The sequence below is a fragment of the Glutamicibacter sp. St.4D3 genome (assembly GCF_059728615.1).
The window spans coordinates 1,897,994-1,920,482 of record NZ_AP039380.1 but is presented as its reverse complement, the minus strand read 5'-3'; the positions used below and the strand labels follow the sequence as shown (position 1 = coordinate 1,920,482).

The window sequence follows — 22,489 nt, the reverse complement described above, 5'->3', positions numbered from 1 at the left end:
CCGATGCGCCGAGCCCCCAGGCCTCGCGTCAGCTCGATGAGACCACCGGCGAATTCATCAAGCGCAAGGCCAGTGCCTACGTGGCATTGACCAAGCCGCGCGTCATTGAGTTGCTTCTGGTCACCACCCTGCCCACGATGATCTTCGCCTACGGCGGGTTCCCCTCGGTGTGGCTGATGGCTTCGACCCTGATTGGCGGCGCATTGGCCGCTGGCGCCTCGGGCGCCTTCAACTGCTATTTCGACCGGGACATGGACCGGCTGATGAAGCGTACCAAGGGCCGCCCGCTGGTGACCGGAGATGTGACTCCGCGCGAAGCGCTGATCTTCTCCTGGGTGCTGGCCATTACCTCCCTGGCGATCTTCTGGTTTGGCACCAACCCGCTGACCACGGCGCTGGGGCTGTTGGCCATCCTGTTCTACGTGGTGCTCTACACGCTGATCCTCAAGCGCCGCACGACCCAGAACATCGTGTGGGGCGGCATCGCCGGATGCATGCCGGTGCTGATCGCCTGGGCCGCGGTCACCAACACCCTGGAATGGCCGGCCTTCATCCTGTTCGTGGTGATCTTCCTGTGGACCCCGCCGCATTACTGGCCGCTGTCCATGAAGTACGCCGATGACTACAACGCGGCTTCGGTGCCGATGTTTGGCGCGATCGCCAACGCTCGGCGCGTCTCCGTGCAAGTCGTGCTCTACGCCTGGGCCACCTTCGTCTGCTCGATGCTGCTGGTGCCCATGGGCTACGCCGGCATCGTGTACACCGCCCTGGCCGGCGGGGCCGGTCTCTGGTTCGTTTACGAGTCGCACGTGCTCTACCGCGAAGCCCAGCGCGAGCACAAGCCCGCTGAGATGAACCGCAAGGCGATGAAGGTCTTCCACATCTCCATCACCTACCTGTCGATCGTGTTCCTGGCGCTGGCCATCGACCCGTTCGTCGGCAGCCCGCTGTTCGGCTAGAACCCCACACTTCAGCCCCCGGTGCATTCACCGGGGGCTTTTGCGTTCTCGTCCAGCTCCTAAGTTCGGCCGATGGGTAACTCTTGCTGTACAAGTCTTGTGGTACAAGGTATCTTCGACTTATGGATCGGGCAGTGGAGAAAATGGCAACCAACCTGCGCAAGGGCGTGCTGGAGTACTGTGTGCTCGCCTTGCTCGATCAACGCGAAATGTACGGCCTGGAGATCGCAAACGAGCTCATGGAACGCGAGCTTTCGGCCAGCGAAGGAAGTTTGTACCCCCTTTTGGCGCGCATGAAGCACACTGGCAGCGTCGATGCGCGCTGGGAGGCCGGTGATGGCACCCGTTCGCGGAAGTACTATGCCATCACCGAGCACGGCCGACATCAGCTGGCCAGCTTTCGTGAGGTGTGGCGGGGGATTCAGCAGCAGGTTGACGGGCTCTTGGGAGGGCATCATGGCTAGCATTTCCACCGATCGTGCGACCCAGCGGTATTTGCGCCGGCTCAAGGGTGCTTTGGCCGATGTGCCGCGACCTGAGAGGGAATCGATTCTGCAGGACGTGCGGGACCATATTGACGAGGCCCTGGCCCAGGGGCGTGAGCCGGAACGGATCCTGGCGGCATTGGGTGAGCCCAGGCTCGTCGCCGAGGCAAGCCGCAGCGAACTGGATCCACGCGCCCGGGGCGGCGTGCGCAATCCGGCAGCGGTGCTGTGGGGTGTCACGGTCGCCCTGGGTGTTCTGGCCGCGGTGGTGGTGAGCTTTTTCCTGCGCAATCCCGAGGGGCAGAGCCCGGAGGCGACCAGTGTGCCGCAGGGGACGCTATCTTCCCTGGTCGACGCGTATGGCCCGGGCGCTGCCGTGTTGACCCTGCTCCCGGCGTTGGCCTGCGCTGCGGTGGTGCTGGTGCCGTACGGTGCGCGGCGGTGGCTGATGATGCTCATCGCGGCCTTGCTGAGTGTGCTGGTGTTCATCGGGCCCTTCGACGCGGGCCTGTTCCTGGTGCCCATGGCGGTCACCGCGTGGATGGGCGCCGTCATTGGGTATGCCAGCACGGTGACAGCGCCCCGGGCGGAGGCGCTGGTGATGCGCATTCTCGGGGCACTGCTGTTGGTGGTGCCGGTGGTGCTGGTCCTCGCCGGCTTGATGGTGGGAAGCTTCGGCGCGGCTCAGATCCCATTGCTGCTCTGGGCCGTCTTTAGTGTGCTGCTTGCCGCGGGTTATGCCGCGAACTCCCGTGCAGCCCACTGGGTCACCCTGGCCTACGGTCTGCTGGTACTGGGGGTGGCGGTTGTTGATGCCGGAATCCTGGTCGCTGCCCTGTGGGTCGGCGGTGGGGTCATCCTGGCGATGGGGCTGTACGGACTGCTGCGCCTGCCCCCGCGCAGCGCGCTTCGGGTGCCGGAGGCCGCCAGCGAGCTGTCCTAGCTTCCAGGGCCATCAACCGACCGAAAGCAGGGGTGCAGCAGCCTCGCCCCGGGTCTCGGGCGTCCCCGGCTGTGTGCGGCTCCGCGCCAGGGTTTCGGGCAGTGAAGTGCCACCGGAAGCGCGTGATGCTGGACAAAGAACAGCGACCCGGTGCCGGATCGCAATGGGTTCCGGCACCGGGTCGCTGCGCACCACGGTGGGACGGCCTGGGGCCGCCTTGGGGCCGGCTAGAGCTGGGAGACGTTGTGCTGCGGCACCTCGTACTTGGGCAGGCGCACCGCACGGTCCCACACGTTGGTGGTGGCGATGCCCAGCAGCGCGCTGCCCAGCATGTGCAGGATGACCAGCACGATCGGCAGGCCGGTGAAGTGCTGGATGTACCCGATCGCGGCCTGCAAAAGCAGCACGCCGACCAGCCAGTACAGCCCGTGGGTGAATTCCGGACCGGCCTTGCGCTTGGCCGCCAGCACCAGCAGGACAATGGTCGCGCCGATCAGCAGGTACACCGGGGCGGTGTGCATGCGGGTCACGGTCAGCGGGTCGAACAGGTGGCGGGGGGCCGAGGCGTCCCCGGCGTGCGGACCGGTGCCGGTGACCACGGTGCCGAAGATGATGGCCAGCATGGAGGCGATCCAGGCCACCCAGGAGACCTGGGCGATGGTCTTGTCCTGCACCGGGGCGGGGGTGTGCTTGTATTCGCGGCCGGTGCGGTTGACCAGGACGGTGGCCAGCATGACCAGGGCCATGGACAGCAGGAAGTGCAGGGACACCACCCACGGGTTCAGCCCCGACCAGACGGTGATGCCGCCAATGACCCCCTGGAAGGGGATGCCGATGAGCAGGACCCAGCCGATCACAAACAGCGAACGGCGGGTGGAGCGCATCCTCCAGATGGCCACCAGGAAGGCCAGGGCGATGGCCATCAGCACGAAGGTCAGCAGGCGGTTGCCGAACTCAATGAAACCGTGGATGCCCATTTCCGGGACCGGGGTCATGGTGCCGGGCATGCAGTTCGGCCACTGGGAGCAACCCAGCCCGGACTTGGTCAGGCGCACGGCGCCGCCACTGATGATGATGCCCACCTGGGAGACCAGCGAGGCGATCGCCAAGCCGTGCACGGTCTTGGTGACCTTGGTGGGCAGCCTGTCCGCCCAGCTCGTGGACGGGGCAACGGACGAAGACATTAACTTCTCCCTCGGATTGGTGTGGCGGTTAGTTCCATTTGAACAGCTTGACGGCCGCGAATGAGCCCACGACGGTCCACACCACCAGCAGCAGGCCTGCCGGGAAGTGGAAGACGCCGTCGATGAGCGCCGCGCGCAGCGAATCGCCCAATGCCGCGGAGGGCAGGGCGTTGAGGATGGGGTGGATCCAGGCCGGGGCCATGGAGGTCGGGAAGAGCACCCCGCCGACGCCGGCCAGCAGGATCCAGGCCAGGTTGGTGATGGCCAGCGTCGCCTCGGGCCGCACGGTCCCGGCGATCAGCAGGCCCAGGGCGGTAAAGCAGCCGGCGCCCAGCAGCAGGAAGAGCAGGGAGGGCAGGATGCCGACCAGGCGTGGTTCCCAGCCCAGCAGCAGCGCGCAGGCCCCGATCAGCACCAGCTGGATGGCCAGGACGGTCAATACGGCCACGACCTTGCCGAAGATCAGCCCGGTGCGCCCCAGCGGGGTGGTGGAGAACATCCGCAGCACCCCGTAGCGCCGGTCGAACCCGGTGCCGATGCCCTGCCCGGTGAACGCGGTGGACACCACGCACAGGGCCAGCACCCCGGGCACGGCGGCGTCGATGTTGCGTTCGGCCACCCCGTCGATGAGGTTGGTGAAGGTCAGGGCGAACAGGGCGATCAGCGGCATCACGATGGCCAGCACCAGCTGTTCACCGTTGCTGAGCATCACGAGGGTCTCGTACTTGCCCTGCAGGGCGATGCGCCGCAACGGGGAGACCGCGTTGTTGGGCACGCTCTGGTGCCGGGGAAGCTCGGTCGGTGCGCTCATGCGTTATCGGGCTCCTTCTGGGCGATCTCCAGGAACACGTCCTCCAGGCTGCGGGCCTGCAGGCTCAGGTGGTGGGGCAGGATGCCGGCCTCGGCCCACCAGGTGGTCAGCCACAGCAGGTGGTCGGGGGAGCGGACCCCGTCCAGGCGGTATTCGCCCGGGGCCGTTTCGCTCAGGTGCAGTCCGGCGGGCACGGCATCCGGCAGCGCCAGGCCGGCTCCGGCCCCGAAGGAGACCGGGCGGGTCTGCTGTTCGGCGGCGGCCAGGGTGGTCAGTTCGCTGACCGTGCCCTGGGCGACGGTGCGCCCACGGTCGATGATGTACACGTAGTCACTGAGCTTCTGGGCGTCATCCATCAGGTGGGTGGTCAGGATGATGGCCTTGCCCGCATCGCGCAGGTCGCCGATCAGGTCGAACACCACCTGGCGCGACTGCGGGTCCAGCCCGGCGCTGGGCTCGTCGAGGAAGACGACTTCCGGGTCCCCGGCCAGTGCCGCGGCCAGCGCGACGCGCTGCTTCTGTCCGCCGGAGAGCCGGCGGATGGTGCGCGAGGCGAAAGATTCGATGTCCAGCCGTTTGATCAGCGCATCCAGGTCGATGGGGTTGCGGTAAAGCGAAGCGACGTGGCGCAGCAGCGGGATCGGGCGCATCGACGGGGGCAGCCCGCCATCCTGGAGCATCACTCCCACACGGGAGCGCAGTTCGGGCTTGTCCCCGTAGGGGTCCTGCCCCAGCAGCTGGATGCTTCCGCTGTCCGGGCGCAGCAGGCCCTGGGCGCAGCTGAGGGTGGTGGACTTCCCGGCGCCGTTGGAGCCAAGCAGGGTGGTCACCTGTCCGGGGTGGGCCTTGAGTGAGACGGAGTGCAGGACCCGGAGCATCCGGTTATTCAGCGCCGGCACCGGTCCAAGGTCCTTGCACAGCTCACTGATGATGAGACTGGGGGAATCGGAAGACACCCATCGATTCTACGCTAGGTCGAAGTTGGGTCCGATGAGGCTTTGCTCACGGCGGTTTTCGGGCAAACACGCTAAGATAAATTTCGTGGTCATGTTGAAAATTGCCGGTGCCGAGCAGGTGCCGACAATGGCTAACCTTAGTAAGCACTTCCTTACTAGACCTTAGCGCTAAATATGGTCATGCTTGTGTTGTGTATTCATCTAAAGCAAACTCAGTTGGCGATCAGCCGGCAAAGGTAGTGGGCGCGATTGGGGATACCGAAGAACGGACGCGCGACCGCGTGTTGTATGCCGTCTTGGAAGACGGCCCGGTCAGCGCGGCAGAGTTGGGCAAGAAACTTGGTTTCACCCCGGCAGCCGTTCGACGCCACCTCGACGCCCTGTCCAAGGCCGGGCTGGTCGAGGTCAAGCTGGTCGCAAACCAGAAGTCTGGTGCCGGACGCCCCTCGCGTCGGTACGTGCTCTCCCACCGGGGGCAGGCGAAGTTGGGCAACGACTACCTGGACATCGCCACCCAGGCCCTGCGGGATCTGGGCGACGCGGCCGGGGAGGACGCCATCCGCGGGTTCGCCCGCCGCCGCTTCCAGGACATGGAGGCCCGGTACGCCAAGGCCCTTGAGGGGGTCGAAGGCCTGGAGCAGCGGGCCGAGGTGCTCGGTGAGCTGCTGAACGCCGACGGATTTGTCGGGTACACGCGCACCGTGGACACCAAGCTGCCCACGGCGTTGATGCACAGCGTGCAGCTGTGCCAGGGGCATTGCCCCATCCAAGACTTGGCACGTGAGTTCCCGGTGTTCTGTGACACCGAGACGGAAATGTTCGCCCGGCTGCTGGGGGTCGACGTACGTCGGCTCTCCACGCTGGCCAGCGGCGGTCACGTGTGCACGACCCACATCCCCGTGGGCCGTGAAAAGGCGCCGCGACGCGCCGAGAAGAGAACTCGAATTCAGTTCACGAAGCAGGAGAGGCCGCGATGACGGATCAGATTGCACATGAGTCTGCCGACCCGGGCGTGATTTCCGAGATCCTGGAGAAGAACCCTGAACTCCACGGGATCGGAAACTACGAATACGGTTGGGCTGACAGCGACGAGGCAGGTGCCAGCGCCCAGCGTGGCCTCAGCGAGGCCGTGGTGGAGAACATCTCGCACCTGAAGAGCGAGCCGGAATGGATGCTCGAACGCCGCCTGAAGTCGTTGAAGTACTTTGACCGCAAGCCGATGCCCACCTGGGGCGCGGACCTGTCGGGCATCGACTTCGACAACATCAAGTACTTCGTTCGCTCCACCGAGAAGCAGGCCACCAGCTGGGAGGACCTGCCCGAGGACATCAAGAACACCTACGACAAGCTGGGCATCCCGGAGGCTGAAAAGCAGCGCCTGGTGGCCGGTGTGGCCGCCCAGTACGAGTCCGAGGTCGTCTACCACCAGCTGCGTGAGGACCTGGAAGCGCAGGGCGTGGTGTTCCTGGACACCGACACCGCGCTGAAGGAACACCCGGAAATCTTCCAGGAGTACTTCGGCACCGTGATCCCGGCGGGCGACAACAAGTTCGCCGCGTTGAACACGGCCGTATGGTCCGGCGGCTCGTTCGTGTACGTCCCCAAGGGCGTTCACGTCGAAATCCCGCTGCAGGCCTACTTCCGCATCAACACCGAGAACATGGGCCAGTTCGAGCGCACGCTGATCATCGCCGATGAGGGCTCCTACGTGCACTACATCGAGGGCTGCACCGCACCGATCTACCAGTCGGACTCGCTGCACTCGGCCGTGGTGGAGATCATCGTGAAGAAGAACGCCCGCGTTCGCTACACCACCATCCAGAACTGGTCGAACAACGTCTACAACCTGGTCACCAAGCGCGCCATCTGTGAAGAGGGCGCCACCATGGAGTGGGTCGACGGCAACATCGGCTCCAAGGTCACCATGAAGTACCCGGCCGTGTACCTGGTCGGCGAACACGCCAAGGGCGAGACCCTGTCCATCGCCTTCGCCGGCGAGGGCCAGCACCAGGACACCGGTTCGAAGATGGTGCACATCGCCCCGAACACCTCCAGCGCGATCGTCGCCAAGTCGGTGGCCCGCAATGGCGGACGCTCGGCCTACCGCGGCCTGGTGCAGGTGCGCGAAGGCGCCAAGGGCACCAAGAACTCGGTGGTGTGTGACGCGCTGCTGGTCGACCAGATCTCGCGTTCGGACACCTACCCCTACATTGACGTGCGTGAAGACGACGTCACCATGGGCCACGAGGCGACCGTCTCGCGCGTATCCGAGGACCAGCTGTTCTACCTGATGAGCCGCGGCATGGCCGAGGACGAGGCCATGGCAATGATCGTGCGCGGCTTCGTCGAGCCGATCGCCCGCGAGCTGCCGATGGAATACGCACTGGAACTGAACCGCCTCATTGAACTGCAGATGGAAGGATCGGTCGGCTAAGCATGTCGGAGACCACTACCCATATTCCGGACGAGAAGGCCCGCATCGGCGCCCCCTCAATCCCGGGTTTCACCGAAGAGGGCGAGAACCTCTCGCCGCTGAACGAGGCCGCCTCGCCGCTGGCCGGCGACTCGGTCAAGGGCCACAGCCACGGTGGCGGGGTCGGCATTCCCGACTCCTCCCGTGCCGGCCGTCTGACCAGCTACAACGTCGATGACTTCGCGCCGCTGACCGGCCGCGAGGAAGACTGGCGCTTCACCCCGCTCAAGCGCCTGGGCGGGCTGCACAAGAAGGAACTGACCGGCGCCGCGCCGAAGGTTGAGCTCAGCGGCGACGAGAAGGTCACCATCACCACCGTGCCGGCCAGCGACAAGCTGCGCGGCGTGGTCTCCACCCCGGAGGATCGGGTGGCGGCCAACGGCTGGAAGTACGCCAACGAGGCGCACGTGCTGACCATCCCGGCCAACGCCGAGGGCATCAAGTCGCACCTGACCATTACCGGTGAGTCCATGGACCCCGCCGCCCAGCACATCATCGTGATCGCCCAGGAGAACTCCGAGGCGACCCTGGTGCTGGACCACGTCGGTTCCGCCGTGCTCTCGCAGAACATCGAGTTCGAGGTGCGCGCCGGGGCGAAGCTGACCGTCGTGTCGCTGCAGGCCTGGAACGATGACGCGATCCACGCCTCCAGCCAGCAGGCTGCCGTAGCCAAGGACGCCTACTTCAAGCACATCGCCATCTCCTTCGGTGGCGACCTGGTGCGCGTGAACCCCTCGGCCCGTTTCGCCGGGGAGCACGGTGAGGTGGAGCTGTACGGCCTGTACTTCGCAGACGCCGGCCAGCACCAGGAGCACCGCCTGTTCGTGGACCACAACCTGCCCAACTGCACCTCCAACGTGCTCTACAAGGGTGCGCTGCAGGGCGAAGGGGCACACACCGTGTGGATCGGCGACGTGCTGATCCGCAAGGAGGCCTCGGGGACCGACTCCTACGAAGCCAACCGCAACCTGGTGCTCACCGACGGCACCCGTGCCGACTCGGTGCCGAACCTGGAGATCGAGACCGGCCTGATCGAGGGTGCCGGGCACGCCTCGACCACCGGACGCTTCGATGACGAGCACCTGTTCTACCTGATGAGCCGTGGCATCGACGAGAAGTCCGCCCGCCGCCTGGTGGTTCGCGGCTTCCTGAACGAAATCGTGCAGCAGATCCGCGATGAGGAACTTGAAGCGCGCCTGACCGACATCATCGAAAAGGAATTGGCCGTCACCAACAACTAGTTGGCCGGGTAATTCGAAAGATTTTAGACACAGAAACGGAACGACGTATGTCTACTTTGGAAATCAAGGACCTGCACGTCTCGATCGACACCGAGCAGGGCGAGAAGGAAATCCTCAAGGGCGTCTCGCTGGTGATCAACACCAACGAAACCCACGCGATCATGGGTCCGAACGGTTCGGGCAAGTCCACCCTGGCCGCCACCATCGCCGGTCACCCGCGCTACAACGTCACCAGCGGCTCGATCATGCTGGACGGCGAGGACGTGCTGGAGATGAGCGTTGACGAGCGCGCCAAGGCCGGCCTGTTCCTGGCCATGCAGTACCCGGTCGAGGTCCCGGGCGTGTCCATGACCAATTTCCTGCGCACCGCCAAGACCGCCATCGACGGCGAAGCACCGAAGCTGCGCACCTGGACCAAGGACGTCAAGGAAGCCATGGGCAAGCTGAAGATCGACGCCGACTTCGCCCAGCGCAACGTCAACGAAGGCTTCTCCGGCGGTGAGAAGAAGCGCGTGGAAATCCTGCAGCTGGAACTGTTCAAGCCGAAGTTTGCCGTGCTGGATGAAACCGACTCGGGCCTGGACGTTGACGCGCTGAAGGTTGTCTCCGAGGGCGTGAACCGTGCCCAGGACGAGAACGAGATGGGCGTTCTGCTGATCACCCACTACACCCGCATCCTGCGCTACATCAAGCCGGACCACGTGCACGTGTTCGTTGACGGCAAGATCGCCGAACAGGGCGGCCCGGAGCTGGCCGACCGTCTGGAAGAAGAGGGCTACGACCGTTTCCTGAAGGTCACGGCCTAGTTAGGTGGAAACCATGAGCGAATCAACTGAACAGCACGAGGGGTCGACCACGACCCCGCTGGAGGATGTCGAGGAAGCGCTCAAGGATGTTATTGACCCGGAACTGGGAGTCAATATCGTCGATTTGGGTCTGCTCTACGGGCTGAAGTACGCCGAGGACGGCGTGCTTCTGATCGACATGACCCTGACCACCGCGGCCTGCCCGCTCACCGACGTGATCGAGGAGCAGGTGGCAGCGACGCTGGAGAGCATAGTCGACGAGCACCGTCTGAACTGGGTCTGGATGCCGCCATGGGGTCCGGAACGGATCACCGACGACGGCCGTGACCAGATGCGTGCCCTCGGGTTCAACATCTAGTCACAGACCACGGTCCAGCAGGCCGGCACACCGCCCACGGGCGGGCGTGCCGGCCTGTTGGCGTTAACCCCCGCGCGGCGGGGGTGCAGCAGCCGGCCGCAGCCGCGCCGCCACAAGCAGCGGCTGCGTGGAAGTTACCCGGTGCGGCGTCATCTGCTGGGGGACCGCCACGCCGGATGATAACGTGATGGTCAAGTGGCGTAATCAATGCAGGTTCGCCTTAGTCACATGAGTTTGCGGAGCAGTTGATGTCCGAATCCCCGGAACACGGCGTCCCCACCCGGTTGGCCCGGCCCATGGCCGAGATCCGCGAGGCGCTGAAGGACGTGATTGATCCCGAGCTCGGGGTCAACATCATCGATCTGGGCCTGGTGTACGGGCTGCGCTTCAGCGAACGCGGGGTACTGGAAATCGACATGACGCTGACCACCGCCGAATGCCCGCTGACCGATGTGATCGAGGAACAGGTCGCTTCGGTCCTAAGGAACCTGGTCGGCACCTACCACCTGAACTGGGCCTGGCTGCCGCCCTGGAGCGCGCAGCGGATCACCGATGAGGGACGAGAGCAATTGCGGGCACTGGGCTTCAACATTTAGTTCCGGCCCGCGCGTAGGAGCAGTCCTAGGCCGCAGCAGGGCCTTGCAAGGCCAGGGCCTCGAAGGCGACCGCGCTGCCCGTACCCCCGGCGGCAGCCATCAACGCCACGGCATTCGCCCCGTGCAGCCCATGCCGCCGGGCCTGCCAGAAGAGCCGGGACACCAGGATCCCGCCGCTGGCCCCATACGGGTGTCCCAGTGCCAGGGCGCCGCCCTCCAGGTTGACGCAGGCCTCGGCCACATCCAGTTCGTCCAGGCACGCCAGGGCCTGGACGGCGAAGGCCTCATTGAACTCCACCAGCCGGGGCGGGGCCTGCAGCAGCTGCGGCAACAGCCGCTGCAGATTGCGGTAGGCCGGCACCGCCGCCATTCCCAATACCTGCGGATCACAGGCGCCGGCGGCAGCGCCCAGGTACCGCAACGCAAAACCCACTCGTAGACGCCCCAGGGTTTCGGCATCGACCAGCATCACCGCCGCCGCGCCATCATTGATCGGACAACTGTTCCCGGCCGTCACGCTGCCCCCAGTCACGAAGGCCGGACGCAACGCGGAAAGCTTCTCCATGCTCAGGTTGCTTCTGGGGCAGCCATCGTGGGTGACGACCCCCTGTGGCGTGCCAACCGGAACCAGCTCGCCGGTGAAGTGCCCGGCCTGTTGGGCCGCCAGCGCCCGATGGTGGCTGCGCAGCGCGAAACGGTCTTGTCGTTCGCGGGAAATCCCATAGCGCCTGGCAATGTTTTCTGCCGCAACCCCCATGCCCGGGTCGGGATCCGGGGCGGGCGTGAACCGTGCACGGGAATAGCGGCGGACCGGTTCCATCGGATCGTGGGGGTTGCTCAGCCTCCAGGGCGCGGTGCTCACGCTTTCGGTGCCGCCGGCGATGACTACCCGGGCTTCGCCGCAGGCGATCATCCTGGCCCCGGCCGCGATTGCCTCCAGCCCGCTGGCGCATTGGGCGTCAAAACTGGTGGCCGGCACGTCGGGGCCGAGGCCGCTGGCCAGGGTGGCCACCCGGGCAATGTTGCCCCCGGGCCCGGCCGCGCTGCCCAGCAGCACCTGATCCACCTCCCCGGGCGGCACCCCGGTCTCCTGTAGCAGTGCATCGATCACGGTGGCGGCCAAGCGTTCGGCGCCGATCTGCGAGTACTGCCTGGCGCTGCGCAGGATCGGGGTACGCCGTGCAGCAACCACATAGACCTGGTTCATGAACTCTTCCCTTCCTGCACGAGGTGCGGACCCAGCGGGCTTCGCGCGCGTGCGCCGCAAACCTAAGCCCGTACCGTGTTGTTGGCCGGCGCCCGCAGCAGCACCGCGCCCTCGGGCGACCAGACGTCGGAAAGCCGCCCGACCGCGATCTTGCCGCTGCTGGTCAGCGGCCAGGTGTCGACGCACCGCAGCTCGTGCGGGATCTTGTAGGTCGGCAGGACCGCCGCCAGCCGGGCGCGGATTTCCTGCGCATCCAGGGTGGGGCAGAGCTCGTCTCGGTGGATGACCGCGATCAGCCGGGGAGCCGCTTCAGGCTCCTCATGCAGCAGAACCTCGACATGGGCCAGCCCCAGTGCGGCGGCCATGGCCTGGCTGATTTCGCTGGGGTGGATATTGTTGCCACCCAGGTTCAGCATTCCTCCGGCCCGCCCGAGGACAAACAGCGTCCCGTCCGTAAACCGGCCCATGTCCCGGACGCTGAGCCGGTTGCCGTCCCAGCGGAAGCGTTCCTGACCGCTGGGATGGTATCCGCTGGCCAGCAGGGGGCTGTGCACGTAGATTTCCCCGATGCCGGTCTCTTGATCCGGTGCGGCGATGTGCAACTGGACGCCGGGAAATGGAGTGCCGGCGAATCCGGTGGAGGCATTACGCTGCGCCGTGGTGGTGCTGCGGTAGGCGATTAGGCTGTGTTCGCTTGTGCCGTAGTATTCCACGACGTCCTCGAGGCCGGGCAGCTGCTGCAGCCGGCGGCGCAGGGGCGCGGGCAGGTTTTCCCCGCCGCTGATCGCGTAGCGCAGGCCCTCCAGCAGCCGTGGATCAAACTGCTCCAGTAGTCGGCGCAGGATGGAGGGAACTGCCACCACGCGGGTGCACCGGTGGGATTCGAGCAGTTCTCGTACCTGCCGTGGGATCCAGCGTCCGGTCAGCAGCGCCGTGCCCCCGGTGGTAAGGCTTTCCACGACCGCGTAGAGGCTGAGTCCGTGGGCCAGCGGCCCGGGAATGAGGCTGATTTCTCCGGCGGTGGCGTGGAGAATCTTGCTGCCCAACCGGACGCTGGCCTGCCAGGAGTGGCGGGTGCGGCAAATCGCCTTGGGCAAGCTGGTGGTACCCGAGGTGAAGACGACCAGCAATTCACGGTCCGCATCGATGTGCGGTGGGGCCAGTAGGGACTCTGGCTCATCTTCGGACAAGTCAATGGGCAACCGCATCAGGCCGGGGACGGCTGCCTGCTGCAGCGCCTGGGCGCCTGCCGCGTCACACAGCACGTGGCGCAGATCCAGCTGGCGGATCACGGCTCCCAGGCGGGATTCCGGCCAAGCCGGATCCAGCACCACGGCGCTGATCCCCGCCAGCACCAATGAGTAGAACCCGGTGATGGCGTGCAGCGGTTCGAAGGCCAAGAGGCCCACCCGGGGCGGGAGCTGGTCCTCGGAAATCTTGCTGCCGGTGGCGGCCGCCACCCGGTCAGCGCCCCGGCTGGCCGCGGCGTAGAGCCGGGCGTAGCTCAGCGTCCGTTCGGTGCCGATCAGTGCCGGCTGTTGCGGAGCCGTTAGGGCACGCTGATAAAGGGTGGCGGCCAGATCCATGGGTGCTACTTCATCAGTCCGGAGTAGCTGCGGTGCACGTTCACGGCCACCACGGTGGTCAGGACGGCCTTGAAGAGGTCACCGGGCAGGAAGCCAAGCGAGCCCAGGGCCGAGGTGCCCATCGGGATGCCGGTGACCATGGTGGTCCAGGGGATGCCGCAGGCGTAGATCACCAGGATGCCGCCAATGATGGTGGACACCAGGCCAGCGGCCAGCTGTGCGCCCTTGCTGTGGCACCGCAGCACCCAGTACTTGAACAACAGGCCAATCAGCAGCGAACCGAGAACCCAGCCCAGCAGGTAGCCGCCGGTCGGACCGGCGAAGACGCCCAGCCCTCCACGGCCGCCGGCCAACAGCGGAAGCCCCGCGGCCACCAATGCCACCAGGGTGAGATTGGCCAGCATGCCGCGCCAGGGGCCCAGCAGGGCTCCGGCAAGCATGACACCCAGGGTCTGCAGTGTGATCGGAACGGGGATCACACCCAAGGTGATCGGCGGTACCAGGCCCATCGCGGCGATCAGGGCCGCGAACACGGCCACCAGAACGGTGTCCCTGGTGGCGTTGGAACGGCCAGGGTTTTCCGGCAGGTTCGACGGGCGCGCCGAGCTGCCGTTGGCGGAGTCTCTAACTGAAGGAGTGCGATTCATTGTTGCTTCCTGGATCAAGGGTGGATGGGAAGAGTCTGAATTTCTGGTTGCCGAGCAAGGCCCGGCCGGTGTGGTTCGGGCCGGCTATGCGTGGCGTTCTGGGCGAGTTCGGGCCTGCTGGCCCGCCTCGACGCTGTCGTAGCCGCGGGCGTCGAGGGCTTCGGCGGTCTCATCGGCAACCCGCAGGGCCCGGATGACCAGTGGGACCGAGACGGCCAACGGGTTGTTGCCCAGTCCGCGGGCGTGCTGTGCCTCGCGTACTTCGAGGTAAATGCGCTTGAGTTCGGGGATGAAGCGGATGGCCAGGGCCAACCCGAGGGCGATCTGCGCCGGATTCGCGCCGACGTGGCGCAGCGGCGCCACAATGCGCTGGAACAGTTCGAGCATTTGGTCGAACGTGGTGGTGAGACTGACCGTATAGGCGCAGACGCATAATGTGAGCAGGCGCAGAGCCGCCACCGCTGCCTGGTTCCAGTCGGTCTGCAGCCCCATCACCACAAAGACCAGCCCCACGATGACCACCAGGGTGATTAGCGGCAGTCTCAGGCTGCGCAACGGCACCCGGGCGGAGAGCATCAGGAGTACCGCCACGACCAGGGCGGCCGCCAGGACGTGCCAGCTGGGGATCAGATAGAGGCCGATACTCACCAGAAGCAGCACCAGGAACTTCGCTCCGGCGGGCACCTGGCCAAGCCATGAGTCATTGTGGGCCGTTATCATTGGGCGCTCCAGTCGCGGTAGTACTGCACCGCTGCGGACGGGGGGCCATCGAAGCCGATGCCGCCGTCGGTGACCACGAGCACCCGGTCGAAGTCCTCGAGCAGCTCCAGGTCGTGGGTGACCACCAGGCAGCGTTGCGGCAGCCGCGCGATCTCCCGCTGGAATCGCAGGCGGTTGCGCAGATCCAGCATCGTGGTGGGTTCATCGAAGACGATGACCTTCGGGTCCATGGCCAGGACGGCGGCCAGCGCCACCATCTGTTGTTCACCCCCGGAGAGCGTGTGGCTTTCGCGTTGCGCCAGGTGGCTGATCCCCAGTTCATGCAAGGTGGCGCTGACTCGTTCGCGGCGTTGGGTGGCCGGCAGGCGCAGGTTCTTCAGGCCAAAGGCGATGTCGTCCTCGACCAGGGGCATGATGATCTGGTTGGCCGGGTTCTGGAACACGAACCCGACATCGCGTCGCACCTTCTTCGCGTCCCGGGTGGTGCTCAGTTCGCCCACCCGCACGGTACCGGTGCTGGGCAGAACCAGGCCGTTGAGCAGGCGCACCAGTGTGGACTTGCCCGCGCCGTTCGGACCAATTACCCCAATGCGAGATTCGTTGAGGGTCAGGTTGATGTCATCCAACACCAGTGTGCCTGCCCGCTGCACGGACACGTGGTCGATGCTCAGCTGCGGGATCTGGGGGAGTGCGGAAAGCTGTTCCTGCTCCGGCGTACCCTGAAAGTGGAGTTCGCGTGGAATCGGGGTGGTGCGGGGCTGTGTCATGCGATTCTTCCTGAGATCCTGCGGCGGCTGTGCCCGGTTCCGTGGAACCGTCAAGCAAGAGCATACTTGATCACTGTTCAATTGTCTTGATCAGTGTTCAAGAATCGTCACGTTATGGCCGCAAGTCGACCGAAAGCCCCGGCGCTTACTGGAGGCGGATGCTGCAACAAATCTGTGGTCGGGCCTACTTCAGCAGGATCTGCTCGAAGATCAGCCCAATGGACAGGCAGATCATGATCAGCCCACTCAGGACGGTCACGGCACGGGCGGCCAGTGGCCGACTGCGCAACAGGATGCGCGCTCCGAGTGCCACCGCGAAGTACACGCCAATGGACACCGCGAAGTGCAGCAGTCCCAGTAGCGTGGTCTGCAATGCCAATGGCCACGCGGCGGCCTCGGTGATGAACTGCGGGATCAGGGCAACGTACAGCAATAGGGCCTTGGGGTTCGTCGCGCTGGTCAGCACGCCCTTGGCAAAATCGGCGCGCGGGGTGGCACGGCGCAACTTTGGTTTGCGAATCATGGTCAGGGTTCCGGATGTTGGCTGCGGTGCGAAAGCATCCGCCATTTCTAGGCGGTCTTCTGCTTCGATTTCCTCCAGTGGTCCGTCATGGAATGCGGCCGACTTCCAATTGCGCAGGGTGCTGATCCCCAGCCAGAACAAGTAAAGCGCCCCGATGGCGGTCAGCCAGCTGAGCAGTTGCGGGGATCCTGCCACCAGCGCCGCGATCCCGGCTGCCACCAGTGCGGTGTGAAACAGGTACCCCACCAGCAGGCCGATCACGGCCGGGACAAAGGAGCGACGGGAGATCGCCGAGGAGATGATGTAGGCCCAATCGGCTCCCGGGGTGCACGCCAGGGTGAGCGAGACAAGCGCAAAGCCTGCCAGGAGCGAGGGGTCCATGAGTTTCTCCGTTCGGTCGTTCTGCCTCAACGCTAGGCAAAAAACGGCGAAATGTGCTTGCGAAGTTTCTCCCTTTACCCGCTCCTAGCGCAAGATAATAGGTGAAGCAGGTTGAAATTAAGAATTTATTTGCGCATAGGAAGGAAAAGCGGCATGGATCAGCTGGATCGAGCCATCCTCGCAGAGCTTCAGAGGGACGGCAGGCTCAGCGCCACCGCGCTGGCCGAAAAAGTTGGTCTCACCGTGGCGCCGTGTCATCGACGCATCAGGGAACTGGAGCGAAGCGGAGTTATCAGCGGCTACCAGGCGGTGGTCGACGCGAAGTTGGTGGGGCTGGGGTTTGAGGCGCTGGTCTTCGTGACGCTGAAGAACCGTTCGGAGATGAAGCAGTTTGAAGCCGCCGTGGAGGAAGTGGATTTCATCGTCGAGGCGCAGCGGCTCTTTGGGGAACCGGATTTCCTCTTAAGGGTTTATGCCGCTGACCTTCCCAGCTATCAGCAACTCTATGACGACGTGCTGGTCGAACTTCCCGGAGTGGAGAAGCTAACCAGCACCATTGTCATGCGCAACATCAAGGACCGGGCTCTGCTGCCGGTGTAACCTTTTTCCCTTCTCGCCGCGCAGGTTTGCCGACGATTGGGGTGAGCAGCAGGGAGCCGAGCATCACCAGGGCCGGGAGCCATAGGGCCGGCAGGATGCCGATGTGGTCACCGAGCAGCCCGATTAGTGGTGGACCGCTGAGCATCGCCCCGTAGCCGAAGCCGCTGACGATGCTGACCGCCCGGGGCCCCAGGTGCTTGGAATGCGAGGCGGCGATGGACATTCCCACCGGGAAGCCCAGTGAACTGCCCAGTCCCCAGAAGAGCGCGCCCATCCCGATGCTCCAGGCGCTGTCTCCGGCGATGAACAACGCCACGCCGAACAGCCCGATGCCGCCCATGAGCAGCAGGGCCCGCACCGAACCCAGGCGGTCCACGATATGACCGCCGGTGAAGCGCCCCAGGGTCATCGCCGCGACAAAGAGGGTGAAGACCAGCGCGCCGAGGGAGTGGGAGAACCCGTGGCCGGTATTGGTGGCGACCGCCAGCCAGTCGTTGGCCGCTCCTTCAGTGAAGCTCAGGCCGGCGACCATCAGCCCCAACAGCAGCAGCGTGTATCGCGTGTATCTTCCGCTTGCCGCATTGGAAGACCAGGATTCTTCGGTGACCGGCGTGGGCGCGGGAGCGGGGGTCTCGTCCGCGACCAGGGTTGTGGACCAGACCGCCAGTGCCGCGATAATCAGCGAGATGACGCTGAAATGCCAGAGGCTTGGCCACTGCAGACTAATAGTGGCGGTGGCGGCACCGGCGCCGAGCAGGGTTCCAAGACTGAAAAATCCGTGTAGTGAGGGCAGGATGCTGTGTCCCTGACGGCGTTCGACGCCTCCGCCGTAGACGTTCATGGCCACGTCCAAAGTTCCGAAGATGATTCCGCTGCCCAACAGCACGACGTAGGCAAGAACCGGTTCGACGAAGGTGGAAATGGACAGCCCCATGAGCAACAGGCCGATCGCCAGTGCCAGGGGAAGGTAGAACAAAAGGTTCCGGATCGAAAAACGGCGAATCAGCATCGGGGCGACCGATAGCCCTACGAGCGAGCCGGCCGTCAGGCACGCTAGGAACGCGCCGAGCCCACTGCTGGAGAAGTCAAATACATCGCCGATGACCGATAGTCGGCCCACCCAGGAGGCATACCAAAGCCCGGCCAAAAAGAACACCAGGCTGATGCCCAGGCGTTCGCCGGTAAACCGGCTGGCTGGCTTGGCGGCGATGGCCATGAGAGAAACCTCCAAATATCTACAGTACTTTGATTTTATCTCCTCAATTGCTGATGTATCAACAGACAGCTCGCGGGAAGACCAACAATTGGGCAATGTTTGAGGTGCGGCAAACCCAACTCACAGCTCCACTTCGCAATTTCCTCACGCTGGTGTTATCTGCATCACTTTTCGAAGTGGTTAGTCGCGAGGAAGAGCCGCGGCTCCTGCCGCACTCTGGCATGCGCGGCAGGCGTGCGTCCTCTACCGACGCGAAGGCGGGAGTAATGGAAACCATTCGCTTCGCGGGACGAGCGCTCCGGCGCGCACGCACAGCGCAGGGATTGGCGCCGTGGTTTCAACGGCGTTGCTCCTTGCTGCTTCCGAATCTGGTTGACTAGGTGCAAGATCGAACTCGTGCCCCTGTCTAAGTGAGATGAAATGAAGCAGCGTCAAGTACACTGGCTTGTTCCCGTGCTCTGGTATGTCGTTCTTAGCATGGGGCTGGCCTGGCTCGTTGCGCTTCCGCTCTGGCTGGGGCCCGGACTGCAGCACCCGCAGTTCACCTGGATCGCGGTCGTCATGATGTGGACTCCGGCCGTGGCGGCAGTGATTGTCAGCGCCTTTCAGCGACGCCTGCGCGGCTTTGCGAGGAACGTGGGATTGTGGCCCGTCCGTCCCCTGGGCCGTTTTCTCTTCGGCGTGCTGCTGGCCATCGTGATACCGCTGGCGCTGATCTTCCAGGCGTTGTTCGTCGGTGATCTGCTGGGTGTCTACCCGGCAGATTTCGAGCACCTGACGACGGTGCGAATTCTGGCCGGACGCACTGGTGCGAGCGAATTCCTCTGGACCCAACTGGGCTTTGCGGTGATGGGAGGATTCCTCAACGCGATACCGGCGCTGGGGGAGGAAATCGGGTGGCGCGGGTGGCTCTTTCCACGGCTGCTGCGCCTGGGGTCCGTTCCGGCGATTCTGATCTCCGGGGTGGTTTGGGGCGTCTGGCATGCACCCCTGTTGCTGCTGGGATACAACTACCCGTACTCCTCGGGGCCGGTAGCGATCGCCTGCATGTCCGGAATGTGCATCGTCTTCGGTGCGCTGCTGGGCTGGCTGCGCCTGTACAGCAATTCGGTGTGGCCAGCAGCGCTGGCTCATGGAGTGTTCAACGCCAGCGTCGGTTTCGGCGTGCTTTTCCTGGCATTCGGTGGATTCCTTGACCCCACCAGCATGACCATCTCCGGGTGGACCGGCTGGATTCTTCCGGCCGTGGTCATCGTGCTCATGATCCTCTGTGGAGCTTTCCGCTCACACACCCGCACTACCGGGCGCGGCACCGAGTCGATGCTGGACGCCGAACAGGCCGCGGCCTCCGCTGCCAAAGTGGCCGACTAGTACTGATTCACACCCTTCTCACGAGGAGAACTACCCAGTAGGGTCGAGGAAAGCCGCCGCGGCGCGGCCCATCGGGGAAAGGCGTCAATACCGTGCACCAGACAGAGCATGCGGACCTGCTGATCATTGGTGCTGGCCTTTCCGGGCTCGTGGCCGCCTGCGAAGCGGTCGAGGCGGGTTTGCGGGTCCTCGTCCTTGATCAGGAAAACGAGGCGAACCTGGGCGGCCAGGCGCACTGGTCGTTCGGTGGGTTGTTTCTGGTTGACTCGCCCGAACAGCGTCGGCTCGGAATCAGGGATTCGCTGGATCTTGCCTGGAGCGATTGGACGTCGAGCGCCCAATTTGACCGTCTTGACGATGAAGACCAATGGGCCGAGCGGTGGGCCCGGGCGTATGTGGAATTCGCTGCCGGTGAGAAGCGGGAATGGATACGCCGCCAAGGCATCGAGCTGACTCCCATTGTCGGGTGGGCAGAGCGAGGCGACGGGAGGGCCGAGGGGCATGGGAACTCCGTCCCGCGGTTTCACGTTTCCTGGGGGACCGGAACCGGCGTTTCGACACCATTTGCCGAGAAGGTTCTGCGCTCTCGTGACGAAGGGAAACTCGTGTTCCGCGGGCGGCACAAAGTTACCGAGCTGGTATCCACACACGGAGCGGTTACCGGAGCGCGTGGGCAGGTCTTAAGAGAAGACCGTGCGGCGCGAGGTGTCAGCTCCTCACGTGAAGTCCTCGCGGAATTCGAATTCAGGGCCGAGGCAGTGCTCATCGCCACTGGAGGGATCGGGGCCAACCATGACCTGATCCGCAAGCATTGGCCTGAACGGCTGGGGCGGGCGCCGCGGCACATGCTCACCGGGGTGCCCAGCTACGTTGACGGCAGTGGCCTGCAGGTGGCGGAGGCCGCCGGAGCCCGAATCGTTAATCGTGATCGGATGTGGCACTACACCGAGGGCATCAAGAACTGGGATCCCGTGTGGCCCGGGCACGGCATTCGAATACTGCCCGGTCCCTCGTCCCTGTGGCTCGACGCGCTGGGCCGCCGGATGGAAGCACCGTGCCTGCCCGGTCACGACACCATGGGTACCCTTCAGCACCTTCGCACGGATCCTGGAATCGACAACTACGATCACTCCTGGTTCATCTTGAACCAGCGCATCATCGCCAAGGAGTTCGCGCTTTCCGGATCAGAGCAGAACCCGGATCTGACCAGCCGTGATCGGCGACGAGTGGTGATGGACAGGCTTTTCGCACGCGGTGCCCCGGCGCCCATCCAGGCCTTTCTGGAGCGCGGCGAGGATTTCGTTGTTGCCCGCACTCTGGAACAGCTCGTGGAAGGGATGAACCGGCTGGAACCGCAAACCCCCATCGACCATGCACTTGTGCGCCAGCAGGTGGAAGCCCGGGATCTGCAGACACGCAACCGTTTCGGCAAGGATCAGCAGATCCAGAGCATCCACAACGCACGCCGCTACCTCGGGGATCGGGCAACCCGCGCCGTGAAGGTGCACCGGATCTTGGACCCCAAGGCCGGTCCACTAATCGCCGTGCGACTTCGAGTCATCACCCGCAAAACCCTGGGTGGGATCCAAACTGACCTTGACGGTCGCGTGTTGGTCAACGACGGAACGCCCGTACCCGGGCTCTATGCGGCCGGGGAAGTGGCCGGCTTCGGCGGGGGAGGCCTGCACGGGTATAACGCATTGGAAGGCACATTCTTGGGTGGCTGCTTGTTCTCCGGTTTGCAGGCCGGCCGAGCGCTGTCCAACGCTCTGTCCTAGTGGCTTGACCCCAATGATCTGAATGCGAAGCTTCAAACAACACCGCCGTCACCTGGAATCCAGGTGACGGCGGTTTCGGCGCCCCCAGCAGGATTCGAACCTGCGACCTAGAGATTAGAAGGCTCTTGCTCTATCCAGCTGAGCTATGGAGGCTTGACCGAAAATAGTTTAGCCCATTGGCTCCCGACAAGACGAAACAACCTTCGCCTCGACTATCCACAAAGCGTTCGACGCCACCAGCGCCCGGTCGATGACTGAGACATGGTGGCACGACCGGGTAAGGGAATCCGGGAACGAAGCCAACGAAGGAGTGTTGATCCATGAGTGATCTAGTAACCATCCGTGCCGTGGTCGGTACCGAACCGCAGCTGAGCATCACACCCCAAGGAACCACCATTTTGAAATTCCGTGCGGCTACCCACGAACGGAAGCGTGATCCGGAAACCGGGGAATGGAGCGATGCGGGAACCAACTGGTTTTCGGTCTCATGCTTCCGCGCGCTGGGGGAGAACGCGATGGAAAGCCTGCAGCGAGGGGACCGGGTGATCATCTTCGGCAAACTGCAGATCCGGCAGTTCGAGCGCACCGACGGCACGCAGGGAACCAGCGCCGATGTCGAAGCCTATGCGGTCGGGCACGACCTGAGGTTCGGCACCTCGAGCTTCAACCGCGTGCGCTTTGAAGGCGGTGAGAAGGAGCGCGTCAGCCACCGGGGCAGTCAACCGGACTCGAGGGGGAACCCTGAGGGGCCCACGGTCACTCACTGGCCTGAAGAACACCCGGATGCCGCGTGATTTTGCTTCCCCGAGGCGGTGCGCAGAACCTTCCTGTGACCCTGCGCACCGCCCGCGCCAATTGGTGACGCGGTAATTCGGAAATGG

General features: G+C 64.6%; 23 protein-coding genes and 1 tRNA gene. 13 read left to right on the top strand and 11 right to left on the bottom strand.

The window, feature by feature from the left end:
* The first annotated feature begins 56 nt into the window (after nucleotides 1-56).
* From AC6I21_RS08850 to AC6I21_RS08840, 3 genes are all read left to right on the top strand, one after another.
* The gene (locus AC6I21_RS08850) at nucleotides 57-959 is read left to right on the top strand and encodes a heme o synthase (protein ID WP_246049874.1); all 903 of its coding nucleotides are present in this window, start codon (nucleotides 57-59) and stop codon (nucleotides 957-959) included.
* 143 nt (nucleotides 960-1,102) lie between these two features.
* Complete coding sequence (locus tag AC6I21_RS08845; protein WP_497763418.1) at nucleotides 1,103-1,423, top strand: PadR family transcriptional regulator; 321 nt, start codon at nucleotides 1,103-1,105, stop codon at nucleotides 1,421-1,423.
* Complete coding sequence (locus AC6I21_RS08840; RefSeq protein WP_497762220.1) at nucleotides 1,416-2,387, top strand: DUF1700 domain-containing protein; 972 nt, start codon at nucleotides 1,416-1,418, stop codon at nucleotides 2,385-2,387. Before AC6I21_RS08845 ends, AC6I21_RS08840 begins: the two co-directional genes overlap by 8 nt.
* Before the next feature lie 227 nt (nucleotides 2,388-2,614).
* Here AC6I21_RS08840 and AC6I21_RS08835 read toward each other — a convergent pair whose 3' ends face one another.
* Genes AC6I21_RS08835 through AC6I21_RS08825 form a run of 3 tightly spaced genes read right to left on the bottom strand, consistent with a single transcriptional unit; the run spans nucleotide 2,615 to nucleotide 5,338 of the window.
* On the bottom strand, nucleotides 2,615-3,571 hold the full coding sequence (locus tag AC6I21_RS08835; RefSeq protein WP_497762219.1) for a COX15/CtaA family protein: 957 nt from the start codon (nucleotides 3,569-3,571) through the stop codon (nucleotides 2,615-2,617).
* A 28-nt stretch (nucleotides 3,572-3,599) separates the two neighbouring features.
* Nucleotides 3,600-4,382: an ABC transporter permease gene (locus AC6I21_RS08830; protein ID WP_138926350.1), complete on the bottom strand. Its 783-nt coding sequence runs from the start codon at nucleotides 4,380-4,382 to the stop codon at nucleotides 3,600-3,602.
* Complete coding sequence (locus AC6I21_RS08825) at nucleotides 4,379-5,338, bottom strand: ABC transporter ATP-binding protein (RefSeq protein WP_138177774.1); 960 nt, start codon at nucleotides 5,336-5,338, stop codon at nucleotides 4,379-4,381. The genes AC6I21_RS08830 and AC6I21_RS08825 overlap by 4 nt, the downstream gene beginning before the upstream one ends.
* A 191-nt stretch (nucleotides 5,339-5,529) precedes the next feature.
* Here AC6I21_RS08825 and AC6I21_RS08820 point away from each other — a divergent pair, with 191 nt between their 5' ends.
* The 6 genes from AC6I21_RS08820 (at nucleotide 5,530) to AC6I21_RS08795 (ending at nucleotide 10,812) form a co-directional block, all read left to right on the top strand.
* Entirely contained in the window at nucleotides 5,530-6,315 is a 786-nt protein-coding gene (locus AC6I21_RS08820) for a helix-turn-helix transcriptional regulator (protein ID WP_138177772.1), read from the top strand.
* Nucleotides 6,312-7,772: a Fe-S cluster assembly protein SufB gene (gene sufB, locus AC6I21_RS08815; protein WP_138177770.1), complete on the top strand. Its 1,461-nt coding sequence runs from the start codon at nucleotides 6,312-6,314 to the stop codon at nucleotides 7,770-7,772. Before AC6I21_RS08820 ends, sufB begins: the two co-directional genes overlap by 4 nt.
* Before the next feature lie 2 nt (nucleotides 7,773-7,774).
* Nucleotides 7,775-9,052: a Fe-S cluster assembly protein SufD gene (gene sufD, locus AC6I21_RS08810; RefSeq protein ID WP_138177768.1), complete on the top strand. Its 1,278-nt coding sequence runs from the start codon at nucleotides 7,775-7,777 to the stop codon at nucleotides 9,050-9,052.
* A gap of 47 nt (nucleotides 9,053-9,099) precedes the next feature.
* Complete coding sequence (sufC, locus tag AC6I21_RS08805) at nucleotides 9,100-9,858, top strand: Fe-S cluster assembly ATPase SufC (protein ID WP_054820772.1); 759 nt, start codon at nucleotides 9,100-9,102, stop codon at nucleotides 9,856-9,858.
* A 13-nt stretch (nucleotides 9,859-9,871) separates the two neighbouring features.
* Nucleotides 9,872-10,216: a metal-sulfur cluster assembly factor gene (locus AC6I21_RS08800; protein ID WP_138177766.1), complete on the top strand. Its 345-nt coding sequence runs from the start codon at nucleotides 9,872-9,874 to the stop codon at nucleotides 10,214-10,216.
* Between the two features lie 248 nt (nucleotides 10,217-10,464).
* The gene (locus AC6I21_RS08795; protein ID WP_497762218.1) at nucleotides 10,465-10,812 is read left to right on the top strand and encodes a metal-sulfur cluster assembly factor; all 348 of its coding nucleotides are present in this window, start codon (nucleotides 10,465-10,467) and stop codon (nucleotides 10,810-10,812) included.
* A gap of 25 nt (nucleotides 10,813-10,837) precedes the next feature.
* Here AC6I21_RS08795 and AC6I21_RS08790 read toward each other — a convergent pair whose 3' ends face one another.
* The 6 genes from AC6I21_RS08790 to AC6I21_RS08765 form a co-directional block, all read right to left on the bottom strand.
* A complete protein-coding gene (locus AC6I21_RS08790; protein WP_497762217.1) occupies nucleotides 10,838-12,019 on the bottom strand; it encodes a thiolase family protein in 1,182 nt (393 codons plus the stop codon).
* A gap of 62 nt (nucleotides 12,020-12,081) precedes the next feature.
* A complete protein-coding gene (locus tag AC6I21_RS08785; RefSeq protein WP_497762216.1) occupies nucleotides 12,082-13,605 on the bottom strand; it encodes a class I adenylate-forming enzyme family protein in 1,524 nt (507 codons plus the stop codon).
* A gap of 5 nt (nucleotides 13,606-13,610) precedes the next feature.
* A complete protein-coding gene (locus AC6I21_RS08780; protein ID WP_497762215.1) occupies nucleotides 13,611-14,252 on the bottom strand; it encodes a biotin transporter BioY in 642 nt (213 codons plus the stop codon).
* An 84-nt stretch (nucleotides 14,253-14,336) separates the two neighbouring features.
* The gene (locus AC6I21_RS08775; protein ID WP_497762214.1) at nucleotides 14,337-14,972 is read right to left on the bottom strand and encodes an energy-coupling factor transporter transmembrane component T family protein; all 636 of its coding nucleotides are present in this window, start codon (nucleotides 14,970-14,972) and stop codon (nucleotides 14,337-14,339) included.
* Nucleotides 14,969-15,739: an energy-coupling factor ABC transporter ATP-binding protein gene (locus tag AC6I21_RS08770; RefSeq protein ID WP_497762213.1), complete on the bottom strand. Its 771-nt coding sequence runs from the start codon at nucleotides 15,737-15,739 to the stop codon at nucleotides 14,969-14,971. The genes AC6I21_RS08775 and AC6I21_RS08770 overlap by 4 nt, the downstream gene beginning before the upstream one ends.
* Nucleotides 15,740-15,923: 184 nt before the next feature.
* The gene (locus AC6I21_RS08765; RefSeq protein WP_497762212.1) at nucleotides 15,924-16,643 is read right to left on the bottom strand and encodes a LysE family translocator; all 720 of its coding nucleotides are present in this window, start codon (nucleotides 16,641-16,643) and stop codon (nucleotides 15,924-15,926) included.
* Nucleotides 16,644-16,796: 153 nt separating this feature from the next.
* On the opposite strand from AC6I21_RS08765, the gene AC6I21_RS08760 reads away from it, so the two are divergent.
* On the top strand, nucleotides 16,797-17,243 hold the full coding sequence (locus AC6I21_RS08760) for an Lrp/AsnC family transcriptional regulator (RefSeq protein ID WP_054820708.1): 447 nt from the start codon (nucleotides 16,797-16,799) through the stop codon (nucleotides 17,241-17,243).
* Here the strand turns inward: AC6I21_RS08760 and AC6I21_RS08755 are convergent.
* On the bottom strand, nucleotides 17,215-18,459 hold the full coding sequence (locus AC6I21_RS08755; RefSeq protein WP_497762211.1) for an MFS transporter: 1,245 nt from the start codon (nucleotides 18,457-18,459) through the stop codon (nucleotides 17,215-17,217). The two genes, AC6I21_RS08760 and AC6I21_RS08755, sit on opposite strands and share 29 nt — an antisense overlap.
* A 420-nt stretch (nucleotides 18,460-18,879) precedes the next feature.
* Here AC6I21_RS08755 and AC6I21_RS08750 point away from each other — a divergent pair, with 420 nt between their 5' ends.
* Nucleotides 18,880-19,830 carry a CPBP family intramembrane glutamic endopeptidase gene (locus AC6I21_RS08750; RefSeq protein WP_497762210.1) on the top strand — a complete coding sequence of 317 codons (951 nt, stop codon included), beginning with the start codon at nucleotides 18,880-18,882 and terminating at the stop codon, nucleotides 19,828-19,830.
* A 92-nt stretch (nucleotides 19,831-19,922) separates the two neighbouring features.
* On the top strand, nucleotides 19,923-21,608 hold the full coding sequence (locus AC6I21_RS08745; RefSeq protein WP_497762209.1) for an FAD-binding dehydrogenase: 1,686 nt from the start codon (nucleotides 19,923-19,925) through the stop codon (nucleotides 21,606-21,608).
* A gap of 79 nt (nucleotides 21,609-21,687) precedes the next feature.
* Here the strand turns inward: AC6I21_RS08745 and AC6I21_RS08740 are convergent.
* Nucleotides 21,688-21,761: transfer RNA gene (locus AC6I21_RS08740), tRNA-Arg, on the bottom strand.
* 167 nt (nucleotides 21,762-21,928) lie between these two features.
* On the opposite strand from AC6I21_RS08740, the gene AC6I21_RS08735 reads away from it, so the two are divergent.
* On the top strand, nucleotides 21,929-22,402 hold the full coding sequence (locus tag AC6I21_RS08735) for a single-stranded DNA-binding protein (protein WP_497762208.1): 474 nt from the start codon (nucleotides 21,929-21,931) through the stop codon (nucleotides 22,400-22,402).
* The last annotated feature ends 87 nt before the right edge of the window (nucleotides 22,403-22,489 follow it).

What these genes read in the sequence shown, in the direction of transcription:
- sufD (WP_138177768.1), top strand. Translation starts at nt 7,775, where the DNA reads ATGTCGGAGACCACTACCCATATTCCGGACGAGAAGGCCCGCATCGGC.
- AC6I21_RS08785 (WP_497762216.1), bottom strand. Translation starts at nt 13,605, where the DNA reads ATGGATCTGGCCGCCACCCTTTATCAGCGTGCCCTAACGGCTCCGCAA.
- AC6I21_RS08755 (WP_497762211.1), bottom strand. Translation starts at nt 18,459, where the DNA reads ATGGCCATCGCCGCCAAGCCAGCCAGCCGGTTTACCGGCGAACGCCTG.
- AC6I21_RS08790 (WP_497762217.1), bottom strand. Translation starts at nt 12,019, where the DNA reads ATGAACCAGGTCTATGTGGTTGCTGCACGGCGTACCCCGATCCTGCGC.
- AC6I21_RS08735 (WP_497762208.1), top strand. Translation starts at nt 21,929, where the DNA reads ATGAGTGATCTAGTAACCATCCGTGCCGTGGTCGGTACCGAACCGCAG.
- AC6I21_RS08835 (WP_497762219.1), bottom strand. Translation starts at nt 3,571, where the DNA reads ATGTCTTCGTCCGTTGCCCCGTCCACGAGCTGGGCGGACAGGCTGCCC.
- AC6I21_RS08775 (WP_497762214.1), bottom strand. Translation starts at nt 14,972, where the DNA reads ATGATAACGGCCCACAATGACTCATGGCTTGGCCAGGTGCCCGCCGGA.
- sufB (WP_138177770.1), top strand. Translation starts at nt 6,312, where the DNA reads ATGACGGATCAGATTGCACATGAGTCTGCCGACCCGGGCGTGATTTCC.
- AC6I21_RS08765 (WP_497762212.1), bottom strand. Translation starts at nt 16,643, where the DNA reads ATGGACCCCTCGCTCCTGGCAGGCTTTGCGCTTGTCTCGCTCACCCTG.
- AC6I21_RS08760 (WP_054820708.1), top strand. Translation starts at nt 16,797, where the DNA reads ATGGATCAGCTGGATCGAGCCATCCTCGCAGAGCTTCAGAGGGACGGC.
- sufC (WP_054820772.1), top strand. Translation starts at nt 9,100, where the DNA reads ATGTCTACTTTGGAAATCAAGGACCTGCACGTCTCGATCGACACCGAG.
- AC6I21_RS08770 (WP_497762213.1), bottom strand. Translation starts at nt 15,739, where the DNA reads ATGACACAGCCCCGCACCACCCCGATTCCACGCGAACTCCACTTTCAG.
- AC6I21_RS08840 (WP_497762220.1), top strand. Translation starts at nt 1,416, where the DNA reads ATGGCTAGCATTTCCACCGATCGTGCGACCCAGCGGTATTTGCGCCGG.
- AC6I21_RS08795 (WP_497762218.1), top strand. Translation starts at nt 10,465, where the DNA reads ATGTCCGAATCCCCGGAACACGGCGTCCCCACCCGGTTGGCCCGGCCC.
- AC6I21_RS08780 (WP_497762215.1), bottom strand. Translation starts at nt 14,252, where the DNA reads ATGAATCGCACTCCTTCAGTTAGAGACTCCGCCAACGGCAGCTCGGCG.
- AC6I21_RS08750 (WP_497762210.1), top strand. Translation starts at nt 18,880, where the DNA reads ATGAAGCAGCGTCAAGTACACTGGCTTGTTCCCGTGCTCTGGTATGTC.
- AC6I21_RS08800 (WP_138177766.1), top strand. Translation starts at nt 9,872, where the DNA reads ATGAGCGAATCAACTGAACAGCACGAGGGGTCGACCACGACCCCGCTG.
- AC6I21_RS08845 (WP_497763418.1), top strand. Translation starts at nt 1,103, where the DNA reads ATGGCAACCAACCTGCGCAAGGGCGTGCTGGAGTACTGTGTGCTCGCC.
- AC6I21_RS08830 (WP_138926350.1), bottom strand. Translation starts at nt 4,382, where the DNA reads ATGAGCGCACCGACCGAGCTTCCCCGGCACCAGAGCGTGCCCAACAAC.